The organism is Pseudomonas sp. F-14 TE3482 (genome assembly GCF_053629455.1).
Genome location: NZ_JBRJII010000001.1, coordinates 5424801 through 5449849, shown reverse-complemented (window position 1 = coordinate 5449849; position 25049 = coordinate 5424801). Strand labels below are relative to the sequence as shown.

31 protein-coding genes are annotated in these 25049 nt (G+C 59.7%); 17 read left to right on the top strand and 14 right to left on the bottom strand.

What is annotated here, in order from left to right:
• Positions 1–4: 4 nt before the first annotated feature.
• The 3 genes from AB7M26_RS24610 to trxB all read right to left on the bottom strand — a co-directional run bounded on the left by AB7M26_RS24610 (position 5) and on the right by trxB (position 2507).
• Positions 5–712, bottom strand: a complete 708-nt coding sequence (locus AB7M26_RS24610) for an arginyltransferase (RefSeq protein WP_123493785.1) — start codon at positions 710–712, stop codon at positions 5–7.
• 87 nt (positions 713–799) lie between these two features.
• Positions 800–1480, bottom strand: a complete 681-nt coding sequence (gene aat / locus AB7M26_RS24605; RefSeq protein WP_123493788.1) for a leucyl/phenylalanyl-tRNA--protein transferase — start codon at positions 1478–1480, stop codon at positions 800–802.
• Positions 1481–1547: 67 nt separating this feature from the next.
• Positions 1548–2507, bottom strand: a complete 960-nt coding sequence (trxB, locus tag AB7M26_RS24600; protein ID WP_123493790.1) for a thioredoxin-disulfide reductase — start codon at positions 2505–2507, stop codon at positions 1548–1550.
• A 306-nt stretch (positions 2508–2813) separates the two neighbouring features.
• Between trxB and AB7M26_RS24595 the strand changes: the two genes are divergently transcribed.
• The 6 genes from AB7M26_RS24595 (at position 2814) to cysG (ending at position 10471) form a co-directional block, all read left to right on the top strand.
• On the top strand, positions 2814–5219 hold the full coding sequence (locus AB7M26_RS24595) for a DNA translocase FtsK (RefSeq protein ID WP_123493792.1): 2406 nt from the start codon (positions 2814–2816) through the stop codon (positions 5217–5219).
• 68 nt (positions 5220–5287) lie between these two features.
• The gene (gene lolA / locus AB7M26_RS24590) at positions 5288–5911 is read left to right on the top strand and encodes an outer membrane lipoprotein chaperone LolA (RefSeq protein WP_007904916.1); all 624 of its coding nucleotides are present in this window, start codon (positions 5288–5290) and stop codon (positions 5909–5911) included.
• Between the two features lie 172 nt (positions 5912–6083).
• The gene (locus tag AB7M26_RS24585) at positions 6084–7409 is read left to right on the top strand and encodes a replication-associated recombination protein A (RefSeq protein WP_123493794.1); all 1326 of its coding nucleotides are present in this window, start codon (positions 6084–6086) and stop codon (positions 7407–7409) included.
• On the top strand, positions 7406–7780 hold the full coding sequence (gene crcB / locus AB7M26_RS24580) for a fluoride efflux transporter CrcB (protein WP_008008558.1): 375 nt from the start codon (positions 7406–7408) through the stop codon (positions 7778–7780). Before AB7M26_RS24585 ends, crcB begins: the two co-directional genes overlap by 4 nt.
• Positions 7781–7795: 15 nt before the next feature.
• Complete coding sequence (gene serS / locus AB7M26_RS24575; protein ID WP_123493796.1) at positions 7796–9076, top strand: serine--tRNA ligase; 1281 nt, start codon at positions 7796–7798, stop codon at positions 9074–9076.
• Complete coding sequence (gene cysG, locus AB7M26_RS24570; RefSeq protein WP_123493798.1) at positions 9077–10471, top strand: siroheme synthase CysG; 1395 nt, start codon at positions 9077–9079, stop codon at positions 10469–10471.
• Positions 10472–10607: 136 nt separating this feature from the next.
• Here the strand turns inward: cysG and AB7M26_RS24565 are convergent, their stop codons facing one another.
• The 9 genes from AB7M26_RS24565 to AB7M26_RS24525 form a co-directional block, all read right to left on the bottom strand.
• Positions 10608–11612 (bottom strand): glutathione S-transferase family protein, encoded by a 1005-nt coding sequence (locus AB7M26_RS24565; protein ID WP_123493800.1) that lies wholly within the window; start codon positions 11610–11612, stop codon positions 10608–10610.
• A 90-nt stretch (positions 11613–11702) separates the two neighbouring features.
• Complete coding sequence (locus AB7M26_RS24560; protein WP_123493801.1) at positions 11703–12704, bottom strand: glycosyl transferase family protein; 1002 nt, start codon at positions 12702–12704, stop codon at positions 11703–11705.
• Positions 12701–13036: a TusE/DsrC/DsvC family sulfur relay protein gene (locus AB7M26_RS24555; protein WP_123493803.1), complete on the bottom strand. Its 336-nt coding sequence runs from the start codon at positions 13034–13036 to the stop codon at positions 12701–12703. Before AB7M26_RS24555 ends, AB7M26_RS24560 begins: the two co-directional genes overlap by 4 nt.
• Positions 13033–13326, bottom strand: coding sequence for a sulfurtransferase complex subunit TusB (gene tusB / locus AB7M26_RS24550; RefSeq protein WP_123493805.1), 294 nt, complete (start codon positions 13324–13326; stop codon positions 13033–13035). Before tusB ends, AB7M26_RS24555 begins: the two co-directional genes overlap by 4 nt.
• Complete coding sequence (gene tusC, locus AB7M26_RS24545; RefSeq protein ID WP_123493807.1) at positions 13326–13688, bottom strand: sulfurtransferase complex subunit TusC; 363 nt, start codon at positions 13686–13688, stop codon at positions 13326–13328. Before tusC ends, tusB begins: the two co-directional genes overlap by 1 nt.
• A gap of 1 nt (position 13689) precedes the next feature.
• Positions 13690–14082, bottom strand: coding sequence for a sulfurtransferase complex subunit TusD (gene tusD / locus AB7M26_RS24540; protein ID WP_123494360.1), 393 nt, complete (start codon positions 14080–14082; stop codon positions 13690–13692).
• A 198-nt stretch (positions 14083–14280) separates the two neighbouring features.
• Positions 14281–14985 carry a YoaK family protein gene (locus tag AB7M26_RS24535; protein ID WP_123493809.1) on the bottom strand — a complete coding sequence of 235 codons (705 nt, stop codon included), beginning with the start codon at positions 14983–14985 and terminating at the stop codon, positions 14281–14283.
• A 28-nt stretch (positions 14986–15013) separates the two neighbouring features.
• The gene (locus tag AB7M26_RS24530) at positions 15014–15343 is read right to left on the bottom strand and encodes a DUF6388 family protein (RefSeq protein WP_008008547.1); all 330 of its coding nucleotides are present in this window, start codon (positions 15341–15343) and stop codon (positions 15014–15016) included.
• Between the two features lie 2 nt (positions 15344–15345).
• Positions 15346–15600, bottom strand: a complete 255-nt coding sequence (locus AB7M26_RS24525) for a hypothetical protein (protein WP_008008546.1) — start codon at positions 15598–15600, stop codon at positions 15346–15348.
• Between AB7M26_RS24525 and AB7M26_RS24520 the strand changes: the two genes are divergently transcribed.
• Positions 15599–15832 (top strand): hypothetical protein, encoded by a 234-nt coding sequence (locus AB7M26_RS24520; protein WP_185022022.1) that lies wholly within the window; start codon positions 15599–15601, stop codon positions 15830–15832. The two genes, AB7M26_RS24525 and AB7M26_RS24520, sit on opposite strands and share 2 nt — an antisense overlap.
• Positions 15765–16115 carry a hypothetical protein gene (locus AB7M26_RS24515; RefSeq protein WP_123493811.1) on the top strand — a complete coding sequence of 117 codons (351 nt, stop codon included), beginning with the start codon at positions 15765–15767 and terminating at the stop codon, positions 16113–16115. Before AB7M26_RS24520 ends, AB7M26_RS24515 begins: the two co-directional genes overlap by 68 nt.
• Positions 16116–16269: 154 nt before the next feature.
• On the opposite strand, the gene AB7M26_RS24510 is transcribed toward AB7M26_RS24515, so the two are convergent.
• The gene (locus AB7M26_RS24510; RefSeq protein WP_123493813.1) at positions 16270–16701 is read right to left on the bottom strand and encodes a GNAT family N-acetyltransferase; all 432 of its coding nucleotides are present in this window, start codon (positions 16699–16701) and stop codon (positions 16270–16272) included.
• 146 nt (positions 16702–16847) lie between these two features.
• Here AB7M26_RS24510 and AB7M26_RS24505 point away from each other — a divergent pair, with 146 nt between their 5' ends.
• From AB7M26_RS24505 to AB7M26_RS24480, 6 genes are all read left to right on the top strand, one after another.
• Entirely contained in the window at positions 16848–17285 is a 438-nt protein-coding gene (locus AB7M26_RS24505; RefSeq protein ID WP_123493815.1) for a hemerythrin domain-containing protein, read from the top strand.
• A 158-nt stretch (positions 17286–17443) separates the two neighbouring features.
• Positions 17444–17944 carry a hypothetical protein gene (locus AB7M26_RS24500; protein ID WP_123493817.1) on the top strand — a complete coding sequence of 167 codons (501 nt, stop codon included), beginning with the start codon at positions 17444–17446 and terminating at the stop codon, positions 17942–17944.
• A 12-nt stretch (positions 17945–17956) separates the two neighbouring features.
• Positions 17957–18199 carry a hypothetical protein gene (locus AB7M26_RS24495; protein WP_123493819.1) on the top strand — a complete coding sequence of 81 codons (243 nt, stop codon included), beginning with the start codon at positions 17957–17959 and terminating at the stop codon, positions 18197–18199.
• 240 nt (positions 18200–18439) lie between these two features.
• Positions 18440–19033 (top strand): NUDIX domain-containing protein, encoded by a 594-nt coding sequence (locus AB7M26_RS24490; RefSeq protein ID WP_123493821.1) that lies wholly within the window; start codon positions 18440–18442, stop codon positions 19031–19033.
• 125 nt (positions 19034–19158) lie between these two features.
• On the top strand, positions 19159–19698 hold the full coding sequence (locus tag AB7M26_RS24485) for a kinase inhibitor (protein WP_008008535.1): 540 nt from the start codon (positions 19159–19161) through the stop codon (positions 19696–19698).
• Positions 19699–19703: 5 nt separating this feature from the next.
• Complete coding sequence (locus AB7M26_RS24480) at positions 19704–20522, top strand: helix-turn-helix transcriptional regulator (protein WP_123493823.1); 819 nt, start codon at positions 19704–19706, stop codon at positions 20520–20522.
• A gap of 151 nt (positions 20523–20673) precedes the next feature.
• Here AB7M26_RS24480 and AB7M26_RS24475 read toward each other — a convergent pair whose 3' ends face one another.
• The gene (locus AB7M26_RS24475) at positions 20674–21195 is read right to left on the bottom strand and encodes a methylated-DNA--[protein]-cysteine S-methyltransferase (protein WP_123494362.1); all 522 of its coding nucleotides are present in this window, start codon (positions 21193–21195) and stop codon (positions 20674–20676) included.
• 151 nt (positions 21196–21346) lie between these two features.
• Here AB7M26_RS24475 and ggt point away from each other — a divergent pair, with 151 nt between their 5' ends.
• The 3 genes from ggt to AB7M26_RS24460 all read left to right on the top strand — a co-directional run bounded on the left by ggt (position 21347) and on the right by AB7M26_RS24460 (position 24972).
• Positions 21347–23074, top strand: coding sequence for a gamma-glutamyltransferase (ggt, locus tag AB7M26_RS24470; RefSeq protein ID WP_123493825.1), 1728 nt, complete (start codon positions 21347–21349; stop codon positions 23072–23074).
• Between the two features lie 229 nt (positions 23075–23303).
• Positions 23304–23837: a cysteine hydrolase family protein gene (locus AB7M26_RS24465; protein ID WP_123493827.1), complete on the top strand. Its 534-nt coding sequence runs from the start codon at positions 23304–23306 to the stop codon at positions 23835–23837.
• 112 nt (positions 23838–23949) lie between these two features.
• Positions 23950–24972: a helix-turn-helix transcriptional regulator gene (locus AB7M26_RS24460; protein WP_123493829.1), complete on the top strand. Its 1023-nt coding sequence runs from the start codon at positions 23950–23952 to the stop codon at positions 24970–24972.
• The last annotated feature ends 77 nt before the right edge of the window (positions 24973–25049 follow it).

Sequence of the window (25049 nt, the reverse complement as noted above, 5' to 3'; positions counted from 1 at the left end):
GGCACTAGCTCAGGATGACCCAACGTTGATTAATCAGCAGTTCGATAGGGCGATATTGGGTCTTGTAGCTCATTTTTTTGCAGTTTTTGATCCAGTAGCCAAGATAGACGGCTTCCAGCCCCAGGCGTCGGGCTTCGCCGATTTGCCAGAGGATTGCATAGCGCCCCAGGCTACGACGCTCCTCCGCGGGTTCATAGAAGGTGTAGACCGCCGACAGGCCGTTGGGCAGCAAGTCAGTGACGGCCACGGCCAGCAGGCGGCCTTCGAGACGAAATTCGTAGAAACGGGAGAATGGCAGATCACGTACCAGGAAGGTCGAAAACTGGTCGCGGCTCGGCGGATACATATCGCCGTCGGCATGACGTTGTTCAATGTAGCGCTGATACAGGTCGAAGTACTCTTCGCTGAACTTTGGTCTGGCCGGACGCACCTGCAAGTCGGCATTGCGTTTGAGAATGCGTTTTTGCTGACGGTTGGGGGTAAATTGCGCCACAGGAATGCGCGCCGGTACGCACGCATTGCAATGCTGGCAATGAGGCCGGTAGAGATGATCGCCACTACGACGAAAGCCCATTTCCGACAGATCTGCGTAGACATGCACATCCATGGGCTGACTAGGGTCGAGGAACAGCGTCGTGGCCTGTTCCTCGGGCAGATAGCTGCAAGAGTGGGGCTGAGTGGCATAAAACTTCAAACGCGCCAACTCGGTCATGATCAACCCTCGGGATAAGCTTTTGATTAGGGGGCGCTCTCAATGAGTTTCCCCGCATTAAGTGTAAGCCACACGCGCCAATGTCGCTCAGCAAACCCAAGTGGCACGGCCGGGTTGATCCAGGTGCCGCGCAAGGTAGCCGGCAAATTCGCGGCGGGGAATCGCTCGGGCACCCAGGCTGTGCAGATGATCGGTAGGCATCTGGCAGTCGATCAGCACAAAACCTGAGTCTTTCAGGTGTCGCACCAGGGTGGCGAAGCCATATTTGGAAGCGTTGTCGGCGCGGCTGAACATCGACTCGCCAAAAAACAACTGCCCCATAGCCAGGCCGTAGAGCCCGCCGACCAGCGCGCCATCGTCCCAGACTTCCACCGAATGGGCGTAACCACGCCTGTGCAGTTCGACATAGGCATCCTGCATCGCTTGGGTGATCCAGGTGCCGTCAGCGTACTCGCGCGGTGCGGCGCAGGCGCGGATGACCGCGGCAAAATCCCGATCGAAGGTCACTTGATAGCGTTGTTGGCGCAGCAGTTTGTTCAAACTACGGGAGATATGCAGTTCGTCGGGAAACAGTACCGTGCGCGGGTCCGGCGACCACCAGAGAATCGGCTGGCCCTCCGAGAACCACGGAAAGCAGCCATGACGATAGGCTTGTATCAGGCGATCGGCGGACAGATCGCCGCCCGCGGCCAGCAGCCCGTTGGGGTCGCGCATGGCTTTTTCCAGCGGCGGGAAGGTCAGGGTGTTGCGTTGTAACCAAGTCAGCATGGCATCCGGGCTTGCAGAAGGGGAGGGCGGTAGCGGGCCGTTGAGCCCGCCTTGAGGAGGTTAACCGTCAAACGGTGGGGATGTCATCGAGATACTTCTCGGCATCCAGCGCGGCCATGCAGCCGGCCCCGGCGGACGTCACCGCCTGGCGGTAAATATGATCGGCCACGTCACCGGCGGCGAACACGCCTGCAATGTCCGTGGCGGTGGCATCACCTTCGCTGCCACCCTTGACCAGCAGATAACCGTCGCGCATTTTCAGCTGGCCCTGGAACAGATCGGTATTGGGCTTGTGGCCAATGGCGATGAATACGCCGGCCAGCGGCAAGTCATTGGTTTCGCCCGTATGGCTGTGCCGCAGGCGGGCACCGGTCACGCCGCTGGCATCGCCCAGTACTTCGTCCAGATTCTGGTTCCAGTGCAGGCGGATATTGCCATTGGCGGCTTTTTCGAAGAGCTTGTCCTGGAGGATCTTCTCCGAGCGCAGTTTGTCGCGACGGTGAATCAGGTGGACTTCCTTGGCGATATTCGACAAGTACAGCGCTTCTTCCACGGCCGTGTTACCTCCGCCGACCACCGCGACCACTTGGTTGCGGTAAAAAAAGCCATCACAGGTGGCGCAGGCCGAAACCCCTTTGCCGGCAAAGGCTTCTTCCGATGGCAGCCCCAGGTATTGGGCCGAAGCGCCGGTGGCGATAATCAGCGCATCGCAGGTGTAGGTGCCGCTATCGCCGATGAGCTCGAACGGGCGCTGTTGCAACTTGGCCGTATGGATGTGGTCGTAAACGATCTCTGTGTCGAAGCGTTCGGCGTGTTTTTGCATGCGTTCCATCAGTACCGGGCCGGTCAGGCCTTCGACGTCGCCGGGCCAGTTGTCGACTTCGACGGTGGTGGTCAGCTGGCCACCTGCCTGTATGCCGGTGATGACAACGGGTTTGAGGTTGGCGCGAGCGGCATAAACGGCTGCGCTGTAACCGGCGGGGCCGGAACCCAGAATGATCAGGCGGGAATGCTTCGCTTCAGTCATAAAAACACCTCATAAGCCTTTGTCACAAAAGAGAATGCATGCTCAAATTGGACCGCGCGTACTGTGCTGTTGGCTATGCTGCACCCAAGGGTCTCAAGCATGGCATCGGGTGAACAAACCCGTACAATGCTCGCTTGTAACAGTGTTTGTATCAAAAAAGCGGTGCGTGCCGTATTTCGAAAAACCGGGGCGCAGTGTTAAAAGTAGTCTCAGTTGCGCCTGTTAACTTTTTTACCTGCCTGGATTGGGCAGTTTTTATAGTCATTCAACAGATGGACGCGCCATGGGCGCAGGAAAAGAAGCGTTTTGAAGAAATCCACCGCAGCACCTAAAACAGTCGTCCCGCTCTGGCGCCAGCAATTGCACTACCGGCTCAAGGAAGGTGCATTGATCGCCATCGGCGCCTTGTGCCTGTTCCTGATGATGGCTTTGTTGACCTATGGCAAAGACGATCCGGGCTGGAGCCATAACAGCAAGATCGACGATGTGCAGAACTTCGGCGGGCCGGCCGGCTCTTACAGCGCCGACATCCTGTTCATGGTCCTGGGTTACTTTGCCTACATTTTCCCGTTGCTGCTGGCGATCAAGGCGTATCAGATCTTCCGTCAGCGCCATGAGCCGTGGCAGTGGAGCGGCTGGTTGTTCTCCTGGCGCCTGATCGGCCTGGTGTTTCTGGTGCTGTCGGGTGCAGCGCTGGCCCACATCCATTTCCATGCGGCGACCGGTCTACCGGCCGGCGCGGGCGGCGCTTTGGGCGAAAGTCTCGGCGATCTGGCCCGGAACGCGCTGAACATCCAGGGCAGCACGCTGTTGTTCATCGCGCTGTTCCTGTTCGGCCTGACAGTGTTCACCGACCTGTCGTGGTTCAAGGTGATGGACGTCACCGGCAAGATCACCCTTGATCTGTTCGAACTGTTTCAGGGCGCGGCCAATCGCTGGTGGGCGGCCCGTGTCGAACGCAAGCAACTGGTTGCCCAGCTGCGTGAAGTCGATGATCGCGTGCATGACGTGGTCGCGCCGACCGTCACCGACAAGCGCGAGCAGGCCAAGGTCAAGGAGCGCCTGCTCGAGCGTGAGCAAGCCCTGAGCAAGCACATGTCCGAGCGCGAGAAGCAGGTACCTCCGGTGATTGCCCCGGCTCCGCCCAAACCGGCAGCTCCCAGCAAGCGCGTGGAAAAAGAGAAACAGGCGCCGTTGTTCGTCGACAGCGCCGTGGAAGGCACCTTGCCACCGATCTCGATTCTCGACCCCGCGGAAAAGAAACAACTCAATTATTCGCCCGAATCCCTGGCGGCCGTCGGCCACTTGCTGGAAATCAAGCTCAAGGAATTCGGCGTCGAAGTTTCGGTGGATTCGATTCACCCGGGCCCGGTCATTACCCGTTACGAAATCCAGCCAGCAGCCGGCGTCAAAGTCAGCCGCATCTCCAACCTGGCGAAAGACCTGGCCCGTTCCCTGGCCGTGACCAGCGTGCGTGTCGTGGAAGTGATTCCGGGCAAGACCACGGTCGGTATCGAGATCCCTAACGAAGACCGGCAGATCGTGCGGTTCTCCGAGGTCTTGTCGACTCCCGAATACGATAACTTCAAGTCCCCGGTCACCCTGGCCCTGGGGCATGATATCGGCGGCAAGCCGGTCATCACCGACCTGGCGAAAATGCCGCACTTGCTGGTGGCCGGTACGACCGGTTCCGGTAAGTCGGTGGGGGTGAACGCGATGATCCTGTCGATCCTGTTCAAGTCCGGCCCGGAAGACGCCAAGCTGATCATGATCGACCCGAAAATGCTTGAGCTGTCGATCTACGAAGGCATTCCGCACCTGCTGTGCCCGGTGGTGACCGACATGAAGGACGCCGCCAACGCCTTGCGCTGGAGCGTCGCCGAAATGGAGCGGCGTTACAAACTGATGGCGAAGATGGGCGTGCGTAACCTGTCGGGCTTCAACGCCAAGGTCAAGGAAGCCCAGGACGCCGGCGAGCCGTTGAGCGATCCGTTGTACAAGCGCGAAAGCATCCACGACGAAGCACCGTTGCTGCAAAAACTGCCGACCATCGTCGTGGTCGTCGACGAATTCGCCGACATGATGATGATCGTCGGCAAGAAGGTTGAAGAGCTGATCGCCCGTATCGCCCAGAAGGCCCGTGCGGCCGGCATCCACTTGATCCTCGCGACCCAGCGTCCGTCGGTGGACGTGATCACCGGTCTGATCAAGGCGAACATTCCGACCCGTATGGCGTTCCAGGTATCGAGCAAGATCGATTCGCGGACCATCATCGACCAGGGCGGCGCCGAACAACTGCTGGGCCACGGTGATATGTTGTACATGCCGCCGGGCACCAGTCTGCCGATTCGTGTTCACGGCGCGTTCGTGTCCGATGACGAGGTTCACCGGGTGGTTGAAGCCTGGAAACTGCGCGGTGCGCCGGAATACAACGACGACATCCTCGCCGGTGTCGAAGAGCCCGGTAGCGGCTTTGAAAACGGCGGCGGTGGCGGTGACGATGATGCCGAAACCGATGCGCTCTACGATGAAGCGGTGCAGTTCGTCCTGGAAAGCCGTCGTGCGTCCATCTCTGCGGTTCAGCGCAAGCTGAAAATCGGCTACAACCGCGCGGCGCGCATGATCGAAGCCATGGAAATGGCCGGGGTCGTGACATCCATGAACACCAACGGTTCGCGTGAAGTCCTGGCCCCTGGCCCGGTGCGCGACTGATCCGGTTTTGAAAGGGGCGGTGTCTTGAGGCGCCGCCCGCACTCCCACGAATGTTTATGAGGACTCCCATGCGTCTTATCCGCATGTTGCTGCTGCCGGTACTGGCTTTGACCACGCTCTCGGCCCACGCCGATGACAAGGACGTGGCGCGTCTGACTCAACTGCTGGAAAAATCCCAGACCCTGACCGCGCGTTTCTCCCAGCTGACTCTTGATGGCAGCGGCACCCAGTTGCAGGAAACCGCCGGTCAAATGTCCTTGCAGCGCCCGGGCCTGTTCTACTGGCACACCGACGCGCCGCAAGAGCAACTGATGGTGTCCGACGGTAAGAAGGTTTCCCTGTGGGACCCGGACCTGGAGCAGGTCACCATCAAGACCCTCGACCAGCGTCTGACCCAGACTCCGGCACTGTTGTTGTCCGGTGACGTGTCCAAGATCAGCCAGAGCTTCGACATCAGCGCCAAGGAAGCCGGCGGCGTGATCGACTTCACCCTGAAGCCGAAAACCAAAGACACCCTGTTCGACAGCCTGCGTCTGTCGTTCCGCAACGGTCTGGTCAATGACATGCAACTGATTGATAGCGTCGGCCAGCGTACCAATATCCTGTTTACTGGCGTGAAGGCCAACGAGCCGATTCCGGCGTCCAAATTCAAGTTCGACATCCCCAAGGGTGCCGACGTGATTCAGGAATAAAGAGCAGAACATAGAACCTGTGGGAGCGGGCTTGCCCGCGACGGCGGTATTACATTCAATATCAATGTCGACTGATCCGACGCTATCGCGGGCAAGCCCGCTCCCACAGGTATCGCGCTGTTCAATCCTTGACTGATCGGCATCAGGACCCAGTGAGGTTTCATAAGTAGTGATGGACCTGTTTCGCAGCGCCCCGATTGCTCAGCCCTTGGCCGCACGCCTGCGTGCGACCAATCTGGATGAGTACGTCGGTCAGGAACACCTGCTCGCTCGCGGCAAGCCTTTGCGTGAAGCGCTGGAGCAGGGTGCCCTGCATTCGATGATTTTCTGGGGGCCGCCGGGGGTGGGTAAAACCACGTTGGCGCGGCTGCTCGCGGAAGTCTCCGATGCGCACTTCGAAACGGTTTCGGCGGTGCTGGCCGGCGTGAAGGAAATCCGCCAGGCGGTGGAAGTCGCCAAGCAGCAGGCCGGGCAATACGGTAAACGCACCATCCTGTTTGTCGACGAAGTACACCGCTTCAACAAGTCCCAGCAGGATGCGTTCCTGCCGTACGTTGAAGATGGCACGCTGATTTTCATCGGCGCGACCACCGAAAACCCCTCGTTCGAACTCAATAACGCGCTGCTGTCCCGGGCTCGCGTCTATGTGCTCAAAAGCCTCGACGAAGCGGCCCTGCGCAAGCTGGTGCATCGCGCATTGACCGAAGAGCGTGGGTTGGGCAAGCGGCAACTGACGCTCAGCGATGAAGGTTTCCGGATGCTGTTATCCGCGGCCGATGGCGATGGCCGACGTCTGCTCAACCTGCTGGAAAACGCCTCGGACCTGGCCGAAGACAACAGCGAAATCGGCGTCGACCTGCTGCAAAGTCTGCTCGGTGACACCCGTCGGCGCTTCGACAAGGGCGGCGAAGCCTTCTACGACCAGATCTCCGCGCTGCATAAGTCGGTGCGCGGCTCCAATCCCGATGGCGCGCTGTACTGGTTCGCGCGGATGATCGACGGCGGTTGCGACCCGCTGTACCTGGCTCGGCGTGTGGTGCGTATGGCCAGCGAAGACATCGGTAATGCCGACCCACGCGCCCTGAGCCTGTGCCTGGCGGCGTGGGAGGTGCAGGAGCGGCTCGGCAGCCCCGAAGGTGAGTTGGCAGTGGCCCAGGCCATTACGTATCTGGCCTGCGCGCCGAAAAGCAATGCGGTGTACATGGGCTTCAAAGCCGCGATGCGCAGCGCCACCGAACATGGTTCCCTCGAAGTGCCGCTGCACCTGCGCAATGCGCCGACCAAATTGATGAAGCAATTGGGTTATGGCGACGAATATCGTTACGCCCACGATGAACCGGATGCCTATGCCGCTGGCGAAGACTACTTCCCGGACGAGCTCGAACCGCAACGGTTTTATCAACCAGTGCCCCGCGGCCTGGAGCTGAAGATCGGCGAAAAGCTGAACCACCTGGCGCAGCTTGATCGTCTGAGCCCCCGACAGCGGAGAAAAAAGTGATTCCATTGATCGTTGCCGTTTCTGTCGGCGGTGTCGCCGGCACGCTATTGCGCTTCGCCACCGGTAACTGGATCAACGCGAATTGGCCGCGGCACTTCTATACCGCGACGCTGGCCGTTAATATCGTGGGCTGTTTGCTGATCGGCGTTCTATACGGTCTGTTTTTGATTCGCCCGGAGGTACCGTTTGCGGTGCGCGCCGGGTTGATGGTCGGCTTCCTCGGGGGGCTGACGACTTTTTCATCCTTTTCACTGGATACGGTGCGCTTGCTGGAAACCGGGCAAGTGCCGCTGGCCCTGGGCTATGCGGTCATCAGCGTATTCGGCGGGCTGCTCGCCACCTGGGCTGGCCTGTCCTTGACCAAACTTTGATAACGAGAAACCGACATGCTCGATTCCAAACTGTTACGTAGCAACCTTCAGGACGTAGCGGACCGCCTGGCATCCCGTGGCTTTGCCCTGGATGTTGCGCGCATCGAAGCGCTGGAAGAACAGCGCAAGACCGTCCAGACCCGCACCGAAGCTCTGCAGGCTGAACGTAACGCGCGCTCCAAGTCCATCGGTCAGGCCAAGCAGCGCGGCGAAGACATCGCGCCGTTGATGGCGGACGTCGAGCGCATGGCGGGGGAGTTGAGCACCGGTAAACTCGAGCTGGACGCGATCCAGACCGAGCTGGATTCGATCCTGCTGGGCATCCCGAACCTGCCGCACGAATCGGTGCCGGTCGGCGATGACGAAGGAGGCAACGTTGAAGTGCGCCGCTGGGGCACGCCGAAGGCCTTCGATTTCCCGGTTCAGGACCATGTGGCCCTGGGTGAGAAGTTCGGCTGGCTGGACTTCGAAACCGCCGCCAAGCTGTCCGGCGCCCGTTTCGCCCTGCTGCGTGGCCCGATCGCCCGTCTGCACCGTGCGCTGGCGCAGTTCATGATCAACCTGCACATTAACGAACACGGTTACGAAGAGGCCTACACCCCGTACCTGGTGCAGGCGCCTGCGTTGCAGGGCACCGGTCAGCTGCCGAAATTCGAAGAAGACCTGTTCAAGATCAGCCGCGATGGCGAAGCCGATCTGTACCTGATCCCGACCGCTGAAGTGTCGCTGACCAACATCGTCGCTGGCGAGATCGTCGATTCGAAACTGCTACCGATCAAATTCGTGGCACACACACCGTGCTTCCGCAGCGAGGCCGGTGCATCGGGTCGCGACACGCGCGGCATGATCCGTCAGCACCAGTTCGACAAGGTCGAGATGGTGCAGATCGTCGAGCCATCGACCTCGATGCAAGCGCTGGAAGGCCTGACTGCCAACGCCGAAAAAGTCCTGCAACTGCTGGAACTGCCCTATCGCACCCTGGCGCTGTGCACGGGCGACATGGGCTTCAGCGCGGTCAAGACCTACGACCTGGAAGTGTGGATTCCAAGCCAGGACAAATACCGCGAAATTTCGTCGTGCTCCAACTGCGGCGATTTCCAGGCCCGCCGCATGCAAGCGCGTTTCCGCAACCCGGAAACCGGCAAGCCTGAGCTGGTTCACACCCTGAACGGTTCCGGCCTGGCGGTCGGCCGTACCCTGGTGGCGGTGCTCGAGAACTACCAGCAGGCCGACGGTTCGATCCGTGTACCTGAAGTGCTCAAGCCGTACATGGGTGGCCTTGAGGTCATCGGCTAAATGGACTATCTGCCGCTGTTTCATAACCTTCGCGGCAGTCGTGTATTGGTCGTCGGCGGAGGGGAGATTGCCTTGCGCAAATCCCGCCTGCTGGCCGAAGCCGGTGCGCTGCTGCGGGTGGTTGCACCGCAAATCGAACCGCAACTGCGCGAGCTGGTGGTCGGCAGCGGTGGCGAGTGCCTGGTGCGTGGCTACGCAGAAACGGATCTGGACGGTTGCGGGCTGATCATCGCCGCCACCGACGACGAACCGCTGAACGCGCAAGTTTCCGCTGATGCTCATCGGCGTTGCGTACCGGTCAACGTGGTGGACGCGCCGGCCCTGTGCAGCGTGATCTTCCCGGCGATCGTCGACCGTTCTCCGCTGATCATTGCGGTGTCCAGCGGCGGCGATGCACCGGTGCTGGCGCGGTTGATTCGCGCCAAGCTGGAAACCTGGATTCCTTCCACCTATGGCCAACTGGCCGGGCTGGCGGCGCGTTTCCGTACTCAGGTCAAAGGTCTGTTTCCGGATGTGCAGCAGCGCCGGGCGTTCTGGGAGGATGTATTCCAGGGCCCGATTGCCGACCGGCAACTGGCCGGGCAGGGCGCCGAGGCCGAGCGCTTGATGCTGGCGAAAATCAATGGCGAAGCACCTGTCGCTACCGGCGAGGTCTATCTCGTGGGCGCCGGGCCGGGTGACCCCGACCTGTTGACCTTCCGCGCCTTGCGTCTGATGCAGCAAGCCGATGTGGTGCTGTATGACCGTTTGGTGGCGCCGGCGATTCTGGATTTGTGCCGTCGCGATGCCGAGCGGGTCTACGTCGGCAAGCGCCGCGCCGATCACGCCGTGCCTCAGGAACAGATCAACCAGCATCTGGTGGACTTGGCCAAGGCCGGCAAGCGCGTGGTGCGCTTGAAGGGCGGCGATCCGTTCATTTTCGGGCGCGGTGGCGAAGAGATCGAAGAGCTGGCGGCCCATGGCATTCCGTTCCAGGTCGTCCCGGGCATTACCGCAGCCAGTGGTTGCGCGGCCTATGCCGGGATTCCGCTGACTCACCGCGATTACGCGCAGTCGGTGCGGTTTGTCACCGGGCACCTCAAGGACGGTTCCACCGATTTGCCGTGGGCCGACCTGGTCGCGCCGGCGCAAACCCTGGTGTTTTACATGGGGCTGGTGGGTCTGCCGATCATCTGCGAGCAGTTGATCAAGCACGGTCGCGCGGCCGATACCCCGGCGGCGTTGATCCAGCAGGGCACTACGGTCAATCAGCGGGTGTTTACCGGCACCCTGGCCGATCTTCCACGGCTGGTGGCGGAGCATGAAGTACATGCGCCGACGCTGGTGATCGTCGGGGAAGTGGTGCAACTGCGCGAGAAACTGGCGTGGTTTGAAGGGGCTCAGGCGCAGGTCTAGTGATCGCGTCGCCCTCATCGCGGGCAAGCCCGCTCCCACAGGTTATTTGGTGAAGCTGCAATCTTTGGCATCACACAAATCCCTGTGGGAGCGGGCTTGCCCGCGATGAGGCCCTCAAAACCACCCTTGCTTCAGATCAGAACTCAGCTTTACGCCAAACCCCTTTCCCCTTCAACCGCGCCCGATCATGAGCCGCAGTGAAGTCCTGCGCCGGCCCTTTAGGCACGATCCCGGTCGGATTGATGGTTTTGTGGCTGCCGTAGTAGTGATTCTTGATGTGCTCAAAACTCACCGTCTCGGCTATCCCCGGCCACTGATAAATCTCCCGTAGCCAATTCGACAGATTCGGATAATCGGCAATCCGTCGCAGGTTGCACTTGAAGTGCCCGAAGTACACCGCATCAAAACGAATCATCGTAGTGAACAGCCGAATATCCGCTTCCGTCAGGTATTCGCCCGTCAGGTACCGATTCGCGCCCAGCAATTGCTCCAGCCGATCCAGCTCAGCAAACAATTCATCGAACGCTTCTTCATAAGCCTGCTGCGAAGTGGCAAACCCGGCGCGATACACGCCGTTGTTCACTGCCGGATAAATCCGCTCGTTCAGCGCATCGATCTCGGCCCGCAATGGCGCCGGGTAGAAATCCAGGTCGTTGCCGGTCAACTCATCGAACGCGCTGTTGAACATGCGGATGATCTCCGCCGACTCATTGTTGACGATGTGATTTGTCTGTTTGTCCCAGAGCACCGGGACCGTGACACGGCCGGTGTAGTCGGCGGTATCGGTGGTGTAGCGCTGGTGCAGAAATTTCAGATCGCCAAGCTTGTCGCCAGTCGAGCCGTGAGCCTTGTCGAAGGTCCAGCCGTTCTCCAGCATCAGAAAACTCACCACCGACACATCGATCAGGCTTTCCAGGCCTTTGAGCTTACGCAGAATCAGCGTGCGATGGGCCCACGGGCAGGCGAGGGAGACGTAGAGATGATAGCGACCCGCCTCGGCGGCAAAACCACCGATGCCGGTGGGGCCTGGCTTGCCGTCGGCGGTCAGCCAGTTGCGACGTTGTGCCTGTTCACGCTGGAACGTGCCGTCCTTGCTTTCATACCACTGATCCTGCCAGCGGCCTTCGACTAACAAACCCATGTTCAAAACTCCTCAACCAATAAGCGTTGGAGAGGAGTCTATGCGCATAGGTTCGAACAAAAAGCGCAAAGGTTGGGCGTTTATGATCGGTTAAATCGATCGATCCCGGGCATCCCAATACTGCTGGGCGGTTTCGAACGCTTGCTCGCGGGGCTGGCCGAGGCCGCGCAACGCCAGGGCCATGGTCGAGATCAGTGCCATTTGCGGGTAGCTATCGACCACGTCGCCACGCCACAGCGCTTTCAAATGCTCGGGATCGAGGCTGGCCGGTTTGACGTGGCGCTGGGTCGACAGCTGTGGCCATTCTTCATCCCAGCTTTCGCCGCCGGTGGTGCCATATAGGTGACTGTCGGCGTCCGGATTGATCTCGATTTCACCGCCATCGCCCTTGATGACGATGGCAGTGTCGCCGAGCAAACCGCTGGCCTCGCGATGTACGGCCTGATAGCCGGGGTGGAAAATGCTTTGCAGACCGCAGCGAGCGCCCAGAGGGTTGAGAATCCGCGCCAGGGAATGGATCGGCGAGCGCAGGCCCAAGGTGTTGCGCAGGTCGATCATCCGCTGAAGCTGCGGCGCCCAGTCCACCAATGGCATGAACGCCAGACCGCCCTGATCGAGCGCTGCGCCGACCTGCTGCCAGTTGCGGCACAGTGGAATGTTCAGCGTCTCGAGCAGTTGTTCGCTGTACAGCCGTCCGGCCGTGTGCGCGCCGCCGCCATGCATGAAGATGCGCACGCCGTTCTGCGCCAGGCACTTGGCCGCCAGCAGGTACCACGGCAAGTGACGCTTCTTGCCGGCATACGTCGGCCAGTCCAGATCAACCGCCAGCGCTGGCGGATTCAGGCGTTCACGCACGGCTTCGGCGAACCCGGCCATTTCCTCGGCGCTTTCTTCCTTGTGCCGCAACAGCATCAGGAAGGCGCCGAGCTGGGTGTCCTCGACCTTGTCGTCGAGCAACAGGCCCATGGCCTCGCGGGCTTCTTCGCGAGTCAGGTTGCGGGCTCCGCGTTTGCCCTTGCCAAGAATCCGCACGAACTGGGCGAACGGGTGCTCGGCGGGCGTTTCGAGGGTCAGTGCTGGATAGTCGGTCATAAGCAATTCGTCGGTTTGGGCAGGCCCGCCAGTTTCGCGGCGAGTTTGGCAGGGGTGCCTTTGAACAGTCGGTTCAGGTGCAGGCTGTTGCCTTTGTCGGGGCCGAGTTTCAATGCGGTGTACTTGATCAGCGGGCGGGTCGCCGGGGACAGCTGGAATTCGTCGTAGAAACTGCGCAGCAGTTCGAGGATCTCCCAGTGTTCCGGGCTCAACTCGATGTCTTCGGCCGCGGCGAGGGCGGCGGCCACCTCGGCAGACCAGTCACTCAGTTCGACCAGGAAACCGTCCTTGTCCAGTTCAATGGCGCGGGCGCCGACCGTCAGGGATCTCATAGCCAACTGTTGACCTTGTCGTAGTGAATCGACAGTTCGACGAAGGCCGGGTAGTCGATGGCCTCGGCCCAGTCCGGGATTTGCAACGCCCGTGCTTGAGCATCTTCGGCCAGTACGAACAACTTCAGGCCGCGGGCGTGCAGCGCGCTGAATGGTGCGGTGCCTGGCTGCAAGGCATAGGCCGCATCGCCACTCAGCAAAAGCGCATCGTTGGCGCCGATCACGCGCAGGCAACTGTTCAGGCGGTCATCGCCGAAAGGGGAATGAGACAACACATGCAAAGTCGACATCAGAGGGTGATCACCTGGTCGTAACGATCAATAAGGGCAGTGATTTCCTGGGCAGCCAACACCTGGGCTTCTTCAAGCGACAGGTTTTCGGGATCCAGACCACGTGTCGCGGCGCTTTCACCGCAGACGAACAGGTCTTCGACGCCAAACATCGGCAAGGCTTGCAGGTTGGCGCTCAGGTCTTTCTGTTGCAGGGCCTTGGCGTTCTGTTTATTGGCGAGCTGGAACACGCCGTCATCGAGAAACAGCAGGCCGATCGGCAGATCGAAGGCACCGCCGGCCAGCACGATGTCCAGTGCCTCACGCGCATTCGGCCCGGACCACGGCGCCTGACGGCTGATAATCAGCAAGGATTTAGCCATCTCATTTGCCTCCGAAACAGATCAAACGGTCAGCGTCCTGCACCGCGTCATGCAACTGGCCGAGACCGGACAATTCCCACGGCGCACCCACCGCTACCGCTTCACGCTGATAGCGCTGGGCTTCTTCCTCGTTCAACACCCCACGGCGCAGGGCGGCGGCGATGCAGACCACGCCATCGAGTTGATGCTCGCTGACAAAGTTGCGCCATTGCTTGGGCAAATCCTGCTCGTCCTGAGGCGTGACCACGCTGGCGGACGCGTTATAGACGCCATCCTGATAGAAAAACAGCCGGACAATCTCATGCCCGCCGGCCAGCGCGGCCTGGGCGAACAGCAAGGCGCGGCGCGAGGAGGGTGCATGGGCGGCGGAAAACAGCGCAATGGCGAATTTCATGATGGGCTCGATCAGCGAAACTGCGGCCATGATAAAGCTTTATCGCCGGGGCGGCTAAATCGATGTTGTCTGTGCGGGCCTCATCGCGGGCAAGCCCGCTCCCACAGGGATTTGTGTGATGCCGAAGATTCTAGCTTCACCGCAAAACCTGTGGGAGCGGGCTTGCCCGCGATGAGGCCCGAACAGTCAATACAAGATTCAGCGCGGCATATAACCCAACTGCCAACGTCGCGGAATCTTCAACGACAGCAACCCCAGCGCCCCGGCCAGCAGGCCACTGACAAACAAGGCCTTGAGCCCCAGATGATGCTCCAGTAAAGCCCCAATCACCGCGCCGGCAAACATCCCGGTCCATGGGACCAGCTGCACCCGCCAGCCATTTCGCCGCTCGCCAAGCATCCACCGCCCCAGCCCACGACCAAACCGCGACAACGCGCCAGTGACATAGGTCAGCCCGACCGGCAGTCCATTCACCTCTTCCACGGCGGCATTGAGCATGCCCATGGCAATGATCGTCGCCAGCAGCGCCGGCAGTTGCCTGTCATAGGGCCAGGCTGCGGCGCCGCACAGCAACGTGGCGATGCACAGCATCAATGGCAGCGCCCGTCGGCCACCGAACCGGCTGACGACAATGCCCAAGGCATTACCGATGACGAACGTGGCCACGAGAATCAGCAGACGCAGGGTCAGCCCGAGATCGCCATCGCTGATCGCTACGGCAAGGCGTGTGGTGTTGCCGCTCATGAAGGACACGAAGTCGCCGCTGGCCATGAAGCCGATGGCATCGGTCATGCCGGCGAGCACCGACAAACCGGCGACCAGCGCCAGGCCGATGCGTCCGCGCCATTTATGGGTATGCAGATGCCCCGGCGTGGCCCGGGTGCCTGACGGAGAAGGCAGCATTGAAGAGGACTTCCTTGAGCAGCGATGATTATTTGGTTAGCCCATATAACTCGCAATACTCCAGCCAGTCCATGCCGGCCATCTCCGCGACTTCCTTGTGCACCTCCAGGCGTTGGGCCTGGTAGTCCTCAGGCGTGGCGGCCGTCAGTTGCAGTGTCAGCTCCCAGGCAAACAAACCCAGGCGCTCAGCCTCGGCTTCGAACGCTTCATGCAAACGCTCGTCGCGGTACTGCGCCACTGTCACGCCCTTGGCCTGGGCCAACAGTGGATTCAGGTTGTCCAGTTCGACGCGCAGCTCAGGACGCTCATCGAGAAACTTTTTCAGCGCCTGCTCGTGTTGCTGTTCGGTTGCCGCCATGGTCACTCCTTGGAAGACTGCTTTTTGCTCGCCTTGGCAGCCGCGGCCAGACACTCCAGAGCAAATTGCTCGGGGTAGGTCATCTGGATCGGCGTGGTTTCACCTTTGACGGTTCTTTCGCCATCGAGAATGTAACGAATCCGCTTGTCGGTGACGCCAATTCGCTTGGCGATCCAGGAAGGCGTCTGACCGATCTGGCTGATCAGCTTGTCGGCGTATTCAGCGGTCGGTTTGTAGTATTCGGCGTTGGGTGTCATGACCTTTCCAGAAAAATGCGCCCGGAAAAAAATGGGCGATGCGGCGTTAATGGCGCGACAGGGTGCGCGAATCGTTGCGCGGTGTCGCGGTATAAATGAAGTAAAGCAGAACGATGCGCTGCGCTGCGGTGATACAGTCCGCTTTTTCCTGATGAGCGAATGCAATGCGAATTCTGATGATGGCGCTGGCCGCAACCTTGCTGGCGGGCTGCGCCGGATCGGCGATGAATGACGCCCGCACCAAAACCCCGTACAAAACCCTGACCTCGGACAAACCGGAAAAAATCGTCGCCCAATGCGTACAGTTTGCCTGGCAGGACGAAGCAGTGTTCGGCGTCGATGCGGGCGCTTATTTGCAGCCGGGCAAGAAGGGTGGCTCGACGGTGTATACCCGTTCGGCCGAGTCCTTCGTGGACGTGAGCACCGACGCTTCGGGTACAGCGTTGAGCTACTACGCGCAGCATGACGATTTTGTCGCCAAACGCCGATTGGCGGCGTTGGCGACCTGTCTCTGAGTTGATGGCTACGCACCTCCTCTGTGGGAGCGAGCCTGCTCGCGATAGCGGCGGGTCAGAAGACGCCATTGTTGAATGACATACCGCTATCGCGAGCAGGCTCGCTCCCACAATGGTCCGGTGTTGATCACATCAATGGGCTGCTTCCACAGGATCAGGCGTCGTTTATCAAACGCTTCTGAAAAAAGAAGCGCTTATGGCCCGGCGGGTAATCGGCAATGTGCCCCAACTCGCTATAGCCATGTTTCTTGTAAAACTCCGGCGCCTGGAAGTCGAAGGTGTCCAGCCAGATCCCCACGCATTCCTTCTCCCGCGCCAGGTCTTCGGCCATCTGCATCAGCTTCGAGCCCATCCCTTGTCCCCGGGCCAGCTCCGGCACCGACAACAATTCAATGAAAAACCACCGGTAAAACACTCGGCCATAAAGCCCGCCGAGAATCTCGTCGCTGTCATTGCGTACCAGCAAAGCAATCTGCTCCGACACCGTGGCCCCGGCCTTTGAGGCGTTGTAAGCGCGCAGCGGTGTGAGGATCGCCTCGCGTTCTTCCTGGGAGGCAGTTTTCGACAATTCGATTCGCAGGGTCATAGGCTACACATCCTTATGGCAGTGAACACGGAGCCTATCCCGGATGTGGCGATTGTTCTATCCCCGCAACCGAAGGAACCCCCGGGGCTCCAGGAATGTCTAGCCTGAACAGCATCGTTGTTGAACGCAGCCATTGAGGACCGCCCGTGAATATCTTTGAAGCCTTGCGCGAAAGCCACGACCGTCAGCGCCGCTATGCCGATGCGCTGATTCAAACCCAGGGCGACACCCCGGAACGGGTCGAGGCTTACAAACGGCTCAAATCCGAACTTCAGGCCCACGAAACCGCTGAAGAACGCCATTTCTACATGCCGCTGATGGCGTTCGACAACGGCGTGGATCTTAGCCGCCACGCCATCTCCGAACATCACGAAATGGACGAGATGATGGAAGCGCTGGATGCAACCGAAATGTCCAGTCCATCCTGGTTGGCAACGGCGAAAAAGCTCTCGGAGAAGGTCCATCACCATCTCAAAGAGGAGGAGCAGAAGTTCTTCCAGATGGCCGGCAAGTTGCTCGACGAGCAACAGAAAGAAACCCTCGCCGGGCAGTATCAGAAAGAATACAAGGCGCAACTTTCCTGAGGATGAAAGCGCCGCAATGCGGTTCACTCAAGAGAGTCTTGAGTCAGTAAGAACTTGTGGCGAGGGAGCCAACACACCTTGCCGGCAAGGTGAAATGATTTGAATCCAATGCGCTCCTTGTAGAGAATCGCCATCTTTGCCTCGAAAGGATGCGCGCGATGAAGTTGGAAGGGACTTTCCAATACATGGGCACTCACGGGATCGTCTTCAACGTCTCGCAGATCACCCTCACCGACAGCGAACGCGGACGCCTGCGCGAGCTGTATTTTGGCGAGGCGAAAAGCGCCCACTATGAGGTCAACAGCAAGGTCGTCGAGGTGTACGACAAGATGCAGGCCAAGAGCCTGCCGTGCGTGATGATGATCGGCATCTCCAAGCCGCTGACCCGGCAACAGGGCGATGTCCTCAATGCCCAACGCACCAAGATCGCCAACCTGGCCGCCTCCGCCTTCGGTGGCGCTGCCGGTACTGTGGGCGGTTTAGCCGGACCTGCAGGCAGTGTCGCCGCAGGTACTGTTGTAACGGCGGGTGTGCGCTCGTACGTCAATGACGCTCTGCCCACCTACCATGCTGGCGACGTAATCGTCAGCATCCAGGCGCAGGTCAATGGTGGGATTGGCCCACAGCGCTCTTCCGAATCCCTGATCATCAAGACCTGAGTGGGGCTGCACATGTCTGAAATTACCCAGACGGTCATCGTTGTGGTGCTGGCCTTTCTACTTGATCGGTTTCTTAAGCCGTACCCGCTGCGCAAGTGGCTAGGGGTGACGCTGGTGGTGGCAGGCGCAATCGGCTGCGTTGCAGTGAGCCAGACCCAGTTGCTGGGCTTTGACTTGGGATTGATGTCGGTCCTTGCCGTGCCGGTGGGCGCGGGGCTGTTCGTGACCAGGCGGCGGTTCGAGCAGATTGGCTGAAGGTCAGGAAGGTGTGTTGACCGGACGGATACCTTGCTCCCGCTTGAGTGCGTAGCGCTCACAAAAATCGCAATGGTTGTCAGATTTTTGGGGCCGCTACGCAGCCCAGCGGGAGCAAGCTCCCTCGCCACAGGTTTCTCTGACTCAAGATTCTCTTGGGAGCGCCATTACGGCAGTCGCCGGGCTTTTCTGTTTTCGCCTAACATGGACGCTTTCTGACGAACATAAGGATGGATTGTCATGTCGAACACAGCCGAGCGGGTCAACATCATCGAGTCCCAGGTGCTGTCCCACGACTGGTATCTGCTGAAGAAAATCACTTTCGATTACTTGCGCAACAACGGCGACTGGCAGCGTCAGACTCGCGAAGTCTACGACCGGGGCAATGGCGCGGCGATTTTGCTGTTCAACCGTGAGAAGAAAACCGTCGTACTGACCCGCCAGTTCAGGCTGCCGGTGTTCGTCAACGGCCACGATGGTTTGTTGATTGAAGTGGCAGCGGGGCTGCTGGAAGGCGTTGCGCCTGAAGAGCGCATTCGTGCTGAGGCCGAGGAGGAAACCGGCTATCGCGTCCACCATGTGCAGAAGGTTTTCGAAGCCTACATGAGCCCCGGTTCGGTGACTGAAAAGCTGCATTTCTTCATGGCCGAGTACGACGCCTCTTCGAAGGTCAGTGATGGCGGCGGGCTGGAGGAAGAAACCGAAGAACTGGAAGTGTTGGAGTGGACGTTCGACGACGCGCTGGCGGCGTTCTATCGCGGGGAGATCTGCGATGCCAAGACCATCATGCTGCTGCAGTATGCGGCGATGAAAAACATCTTCGGAGCGGTTTGAGCAGGATTGGATTGGCTTCTGAATCGAGAGAGCGTTCAGGCACAATGGTCGAGCATTTCGGCACAGTAACCAGCCTTTGCGCTCTCTAAACTCGTGCCTCACGCCAGCACTCAGATGAGGTCACGATGAACATCAGAATAATCCTATCCGCATTGTCCATGGGCGTCGTGCTCACTGGACACGCTGCCGACTTCTCGCTGAAGAGCCAGGATATTGCTGAAAACCGCCCATTGACCAGCCGCGAGGTATTCCAGGGGTTCGGTTGCGAAGGGGGCAATACTTCGCCCGAGCTTTCCTGGAGCAACGCCCCGGCGGGGACTAAAAGTTACGCGATCACGGTCTACGATCCCGATGCCCCGACCGGCAGCGGCTGGTGGCATTGGACGGTGGTCAACTTACCCGCTTCAACCAGCAGTTTGCCAAGAGGGGTCGGCTCGAACCTGCCTGCCGGTGCAGTACAAGGGCGAACCGATTATGGCCAACCGGGATTTGGCGGAGCTTGCCCTCCTGTAGGGGATAAGCCGCATCGCTATCAATTCACCGTATGGGCGCTGAAAGTCGATAAGCTACCCCTCGACAACCAGGCCAGTGGCGCCTTGGTGGGCTATATGCTCAATGCCAACGCCTTGGCCAAAGCGACCATTACTTCAACTTACGGACGTTAAGAACAATGCGCCCTTGTGTCGGCATACAGCACCGGGAAAACATTATCGATGCGTGTGTCATACGGGCGCGACAGCCCCATACATTGCAACGGGTGCCGATATTCGCTACCGCCTTGTGTCGAGTGCGACAGGGGGAAAAACTGCTGCAATGGGATGACCGGCAGATGCGTGCAGGGCCGCAACATCTGATTCTGATGCCGGCCGGGCGTGAGCTTGGCATCTCGAATTTCCCCGGCCTTCACGGTCACTACATTGCCGATGTGGTGACCTTTCCCGGTTCGACACTGCGTAATTTCAGCAGCCGCTATGGCCAGCAGATCATCAGCCATCGCCGTGCCCAGAAGACAGACCTATGTGTTCCTCTGGATCGGCATACGACACAGGCATGGGATCAGTTATTGGCCTCCATCAATGCAAACGCGCCGGATGCATTGCGCACCCATTATGGGGAAGCGGTTCTCCTGAGCCTGTGCCTCGGCGGCCAGGCCGGGCCGCTGCTGATGGATCGTAACGATCCACTGTGCGAACGGGTGCAGCAACTGGTAATGAGCAGCCCGGAAAGAGACTGGACTGTTGCGCACGTGGCACAACACCTGAACCTTGGGGAGTCGACGTTGCGTCGCCAACTGGCCAATGAGGGGAGCAGTTTCAGGAATATTCTGGAAAACGTTCGGCTGGCGACGGCGCTGCAATGGTTGCAAACCACGTCTCGCCCCATCGGTGAAATTGCCGGTGCCAGCGGCTATGCCTCGGCCTCACGTTTTGCAGTGCGCTTTCGCTCACACTATGGCCTGTCGCCACGGGAATTACGGGCAGCGATTTAGGTAATTCCTGTGAGATGTACCCTGTCTTTTTGAAACTGTGCGTTTTGTGGCGAGCGAGCTTGCTCGCGCTGGGCGTGAAACGCCCCTTGTCGAAGATTTTGCCAGCGCTACGCACTGGAGCGGGAGCAAGCTCCCTCGCCACAAGGGCTCATTAGCTCAGAAACAAATCATCCATCTTGCCGGTCCCTGACCATTCGCAGCCCTCCAGCGTCAGCAACCGCTCCTTCGCCTCAAGCCCACCGGCAAACCCCGTCAGTTTTCCCGACGCACCAATCACCCGATGACAGGGCGCGATAATCGAAATCGGATTCTTGCCATTAGCCGCCCCCACCGCGCGAACCGCACTGGGATTGCCGATTTGCCGGGCAATCTCGCTGTAGCTGCGCGTTTCGCCAAACGGAATGGTCAGTAACGCCTGCCATACCTTCTGCTGAAATTCCGTCCCGGCAAAGTCCAGTTCCAGCTCGAAACGGTTACGCGTGCCAGCAAAGTATTCCTGCAACTGCTGTGCGGTGCGCACCAGGATCGGGTTGTCTGTTGCTTGCGTCATCGGCCCCAGCCTTACCCGGCCTGGTTTGTCGTTTTCCCAGAGGATGGCCGCCAGTCGTGCGCCTTTCGCCACCAGTTTCAATTCGCCGACCGGAGACGCCAGGGTGGTGAAGGTGTAGGACATGCCGGCGGACTCCGCAAAAGTGCTGAACAGGGGGCCCAGCATACTGCCTCGTCGGGGAGGCGCAATACGCAATCCCGACCATACTTGCCTCTGCTTTTGAACCGTTCCCTCTGTTTTAGTACAGAGCCTAAAAACAAAAAGAGACCGACTCATGAAGTTCGAACCTTTTGCCAAAACGCTCATGGCGACCACATTGGCGCTGAGTTGCCTGACGGCCCACGCGGCCTCCGTTGCCCCGGTCGCGGCCGAAAACGGCATGGTCGTCACCGCCCAGCATCTGGCCAGCCACGTCGGCGTCGATGTGCTCAAAAATGGCGGCAACGCCGTCGACGCCGCTGTTGCGGTGGGTTATGCGCTGGCGGTGGTGTACCCCGCGGCGGGCAACCTGGGCGGCGGTGGTTTCATGACCATTCAATTGGCGGACGGGCGCAAGACCTTCCTCGACTTCCGTGAAAAAGCCCCGCTGGCCGCGACCCCTGACATGTACCTCGACAAAGCGGGCAACGTCGTTCCGGACCTGAGCACTCGCGGCCATCTTGCTGTTGGCGTGCCGGGCACCGTCTCGGGCATGGAACTGGCCCTGAAGAAATACGGTACCAAACCCCGCAAGGAAGTGATCGCCCCGGCCATCAAGCTTGCCGAAGACGGTTTTGTGCTGGAGCAGGGCGATGTCGATTTGCTGGAGTACGCCACCGATGTATTCAAGAAAGACATGCGCGACTCGGGCTCGATTTTCCTGAGCAATGGCGAGCCGATGCAGGTGGGCCAGAAACTCGTACAAAAAGACTTGAGCAAAACCCTGCGGGAAATTTCCGAGAAGGGCGCCGACGGTTTCTATAAAGGCTGGGTGGCCGACGCCATCGTCACTTCCAGTCAGGCCAACAAGGGCATCATCACCCAGGCTGACCTCGACAAGTACCAGACCCGCGAACTGGCGCCGATCGAGTGCGATTACCGTGGCTATCACGTGGTCTCGGCGCCACCGCCAAGCTCCGGTGGCGTGGTGATCTGCGAGATCATGAACATCCTCGACGGCTACCCGATGAAAGACCTGGGTTTCCGCTCGGCTCAGGCGATGCACTACCAGATCGAAGCGATGCGTCACGCGTATGTGGACCGCAACAGCTACCTTGGCGACCCGGACTTCGTGAAAAATCCGATCGCCCATCTGCTGGATAAAAACTACGCGACCAAAATCCGCGAAGTTATCGATCCGCAGAAGGCCGGCGTGTCCCGCGAGATCAAACCCGGCGTAGCGCCTCACGAAGGCAGCAACACCACCCATTACTCGATCGTCGACAAATGGGGCAATGCGGTGTCGGTGACCTACACCCTCAACGACTGGTTCGGCGCCGGCGTCATGGCGAGCAAAACCGGGGTCATCCTCAACGATGAAATGGACGACTTCACCTCGAAAATCGGCGTGCCGAACATGTACGGTCTGGTGCAGGGCGAAGCCAACGCCATCGCCCCAGGCAAAGCGCCGCTGTCGTCCATGAGCCCGACCATCGTCACCAAGGACGGCAAAGTCGTCATGGTCGTCGGCACTCCCGGTGGCAGCCGCATCATCACCGCAACCCTGTTGACCATCCTCAACGTGATCGACTACGGCATGAACATCCAGGAAGCAGTAGATGCGCCGCGTTTCCACCAGCAATGGCTGCCGGAAGAAACCAACCTGGAGAACTTCGCCACCAGCCCGGACACCAAGAAGATGCTCGAAAGTTGGGGGCACAAATTTGCCGGGCCGCAGGACCCCAACCATATCGCAGCTATTCTGGTTGGTGCGCCTTCGCTGGAAGGCAAGCCAGTGGGCAAGAACCGCTTCTATGGCGCGAACGATCCACGGCGTAATACCGGGTTGTCACTCGGTTACTGAAACAGGCGATCACCGGCCACCTGAACTCCCGGGTGGCCCCGATCCCCGTAGGAGCTGCCGAAGGCTGCGATCTTTTGCCTTTGATGTCAGCGAAAGCAAGATCAAAAGATCGCCGCCTTCGGCAGCTCCGACAGGGGCTCGAACGCAGCCTCGCAAGCTCGACAGTTGCTACAGGTTAAAAAGGGAGTTGAATTCCATCGTTCTACCGACCTATCTAAGGAAGGAAGCCATGAGCACCGCACTCCTGATCATCGATGTCCAACGCGCGCTGTGCACCGGCGAGTATGAATGCTTCGACATCCAGCGCGTCATCGGCACCATCAACGACCTCAGCACTAAAGCCCGGGCCGCCAACATCCCGGTCATCCTGATCCAGCACGAAGAAGAGGGCGATCTGCTGCAATTCGGCGGCGAAGGCTGGCAACTGGCCGAGGGTCTGAAAACTTCACCCCAAGACCTGCGCGTGCGCAAAACCACCCCGGATTCGTTCTACCAGACCCACTTGCATGAACAGCTGCAAGAGCTGGACGCCGACCGCCTGATCATCTGCGGCCTGCAAACCGACTACTGCATCAACGCCACCGTTCGCCAGGCGCATCAATTGGGCTACGACGTCGTGCTGGTGGCCAACGCTCATTCCACCATCGACAACGGCACGATGAGCGCTGAAGACATCATCGCCGAACACAACAAGGATCTGGCGCACCTGACCGGCTCCGTGGCGCGGATTGACGTCATGCCGGCCAGCGAAATCAAACTCTGAAACAGCGCCAACCCCACGGCGGGGGAGCTTGCGTGCCAGGGGCTGGACGCATTCGCTGTGCCTGTGGCATGGTCAAAAAAATAATACGCCATGCAGCGAACAGGATCAGAACATGGGGGAGGGTGATGAGGTCGGCGCCAAGGCGTCAATGGCAACGCTGCAAGCGTTCAACCTTTGCATCTTGCACCTGGGGCGTCTTGCCCGAGATCGCGGTGCCTCCCGCTTCATCACCGACGGCCTGCAGGCGTTCAGCCAACTGGTGCCCTTCGCTTCGGCCTGGTGGGGCGAGATGTCTGCGCCGGGCGTCGATGTTTCGACCAGAAACTGGATGCACGGGCGAATCAATCTGCCCGAGTCGTTTACCGCCGAGTGGCACACCTGTGCGCGCAACGACAAATTCTCCGATGACACCATGAGTCGACCCGGTGAGGTTGTGCGCGACAGCGGCTTCACCGACCCCAATGAAGAAGTGAACGCCTTCGCTCGGCGCCACGACCTCTACTACCTGATGTGCATCACCTTCGAGTTACCCGAAAGCGGCTTGATGTTTTTCGTCTGCCTCTACCGAGGCAGGGATGCCTGGGCTTTCAACGACAACGAGGCCGATCTGTTTTCGGCCTTCTGCGACCATCTGTTGCAGCTGTGGCGATTCCAGGTGCAGGACATGATCCGCTTCGACACGGGCAACGGCGCGTCTGACTTTGGTGTCGCGCGCATGGACGGCAGCTTGCTGTACGTGGGAGCAACGCTGTGTGCAGCCATTGAACGTGAGCTACCCGGCTGGAGCGGTTCAATGCTTCCCGCGCAGGTGATCGCGCAACTGCAAAAGGCACCCTGCGTCATGCGCCTGGGCCGCTGCGCCCTGACACTGAGCCCCAACGCCGAGCACGTCATCCTGTCGCTCGAAACCCAGTCGCGCGGGGCGATGCTGGCACCACGCGAGCGAACGGCAGCGATGCTGTTTGCCGCCGGCCATTCCTACAAGGAAATTGCCAAAATCCTGGAGTTGAGTCCCGCGACAGTGCGCACCTATCTGCGTAACTGCTACCTGCAACTGGGGGTGAAGAGCAAGGTGGAACTGGGGTCGGTGCTGCGTTCAGCGACCTCGCTTGCGGATGCGCCGCGCCCCTTGTAGGAGCGCAATGCTGTTCACTTAAGAACGTCTTGAGTCAGTGAGAAACCTGTGGCGAGGGAGCTTGCTCCCGCTTGAGT

What these genes read in the sequence shown, in the direction of transcription:
- trxB (WP_123493790.1), bottom strand. Translation starts at nt 2,507, where the DNA reads ATGACTGAAGCGAAGCATTCCCGCCTGATCATTCTGGGTTCCGGCCCC.
- AB7M26_RS24510 (WP_123493813.1), bottom strand. Translation starts at nt 16,701, where the DNA reads ATGACCCTGCGAATCGAATTGTCGAAAACTGCCTCCCAGGAAGAACGC.
- AB7M26_RS24530 (WP_008008547.1), bottom strand. Translation starts at nt 15,343, where the DNA reads ATGGCGGCAACCGAACAGCAACACGAGCAGGCGCTGAAAAAGTTTCTC.
- tusC (WP_123493807.1), bottom strand. Translation starts at nt 13,688, where the DNA reads ATGGCTAAATCCTTGCTGATTATCAGCCGTCAGGCGCCGTGGTCCGGG.
- AB7M26_RS24490 (WP_123493821.1), top strand. Translation starts at nt 18,440, where the DNA reads ATGTCGAACACAGCCGAGCGGGTCAACATCATCGAGTCCCAGGTGCTG.
- AB7M26_RS24560 (WP_123493801.1), bottom strand. Translation starts at nt 12,704, where the DNA reads ATGACCGACTATCCAGCACTGACCCTCGAAACGCCCGCCGAGCACCCG.
- serS (WP_123493796.1), top strand. Translation starts at nt 7,796, where the DNA reads ATGCTCGATTCCAAACTGTTACGTAGCAACCTTCAGGACGTAGCGGAC.
- lolA (WP_007904916.1), top strand. Translation starts at nt 5,288, where the DNA reads ATGCGTCTTATCCGCATGTTGCTGCTGCCGGTACTGGCTTTGACCACG.
- AB7M26_RS24465 (WP_123493827.1), top strand. Translation starts at nt 23,304, where the DNA reads ATGAGCACCGCACTCCTGATCATCGATGTCCAACGCGCGCTGTGCACC.
- AB7M26_RS24495 (WP_123493819.1), top strand. Translation starts at nt 17,957, where the DNA reads ATGTCTGAAATTACCCAGACGGTCATCGTTGTGGTGCTGGCCTTTCTA.
- cysG (WP_123493798.1), top strand. Translation starts at nt 9,077, where the DNA reads ATGGACTATCTGCCGCTGTTTCATAACCTTCGCGGCAGTCGTGTATTG.
- AB7M26_RS24475 (WP_123494362.1), bottom strand. Translation starts at nt 21,195, where the DNA reads ATGTCCTACACCTTCACCACCCTGGCGTCTCCGGTCGGCGAATTGAAA.
- AB7M26_RS24555 (WP_123493803.1), bottom strand. Translation starts at nt 13,036, where the DNA reads ATGAGATCCCTGACGGTCGGCGCCCGCGCCATTGAACTGGACAAGGAC.
- AB7M26_RS24525 (WP_008008546.1), bottom strand. Translation starts at nt 15,600, where the DNA reads ATGACACCCAACGCCGAATACTACAAACCGACCGCTGAATACGCCGAC.
- ggt (WP_123493825.1), top strand. Translation starts at nt 21,347, where the DNA reads ATGAAGTTCGAACCTTTTGCCAAAACGCTCATGGCGACCACATTGGCG.
- AB7M26_RS24460 (WP_123493829.1), top strand. Translation starts at nt 23,950, where the DNA reads ATGGGGGAGGGTGATGAGGTCGGCGCCAAGGCGTCAATGGCAACGCTG.
- tusD (WP_123494360.1), bottom strand. Translation starts at nt 14,082, where the DNA reads ATGAAATTCGCCATTGCGCTGTTTTCCGCCGCCCATGCACCCTCCTCG.
- AB7M26_RS24515 (WP_123493811.1), top strand. Translation starts at nt 15,765, where the DNA reads ATGCGAATTCTGATGATGGCGCTGGCCGCAACCTTGCTGGCGGGCTGC.
- AB7M26_RS24520 (WP_185022022.1), top strand. Translation starts at nt 15,599, where the DNA reads ATGACCTTTCCAGAAAAATGCGCCCGGAAAAAAATGGGCGATGCGGCG.
- AB7M26_RS24535 (WP_123493809.1), bottom strand. Translation starts at nt 14,985, where the DNA reads ATGCTGCCTTCTCCGTCAGGCACCCGGGCCACGCCGGGGCATCTGCAT.
- tusB (WP_123493805.1), bottom strand. Translation starts at nt 13,326, where the DNA reads ATGTCGACTTTGCATGTGTTGTCTCATTCCCCTTTCGGCGATGACCGC.
- AB7M26_RS24485 (WP_008008535.1), top strand. Translation starts at nt 19,159, where the DNA reads ATGAACATCAGAATAATCCTATCCGCATTGTCCATGGGCGTCGTGCTC.
- AB7M26_RS24500 (WP_123493817.1), top strand. Translation starts at nt 17,444, where the DNA reads ATGAAGTTGGAAGGGACTTTCCAATACATGGGCACTCACGGGATCGTC.
- AB7M26_RS24480 (WP_123493823.1), top strand. Translation starts at nt 19,704, where the DNA reads ATGCGCCCTTGTGTCGGCATACAGCACCGGGAAAACATTATCGATGCG.
- AB7M26_RS24610 (WP_123493785.1), bottom strand. Translation starts at nt 712, where the DNA reads ATGACCGAGTTGGCGCGTTTGAAGTTTTATGCCACTCAGCCCCACTCT.
- AB7M26_RS24585 (WP_123493794.1), top strand. Translation starts at nt 6,084, where the DNA reads ATGGACCTGTTTCGCAGCGCCCCGATTGCTCAGCCCTTGGCCGCACGC.
- AB7M26_RS24565 (WP_123493800.1), bottom strand. Translation starts at nt 11,612, where the DNA reads ATGGGTTTGTTAGTCGAAGGCCGCTGGCAGGATCAGTGGTATGAAAGC.
- aat (WP_123493788.1), bottom strand. Translation starts at nt 1,480, where the DNA reads ATGCTGACTTGGTTACAACGCAACACCCTGACCTTCCCGCCGCTGGAA.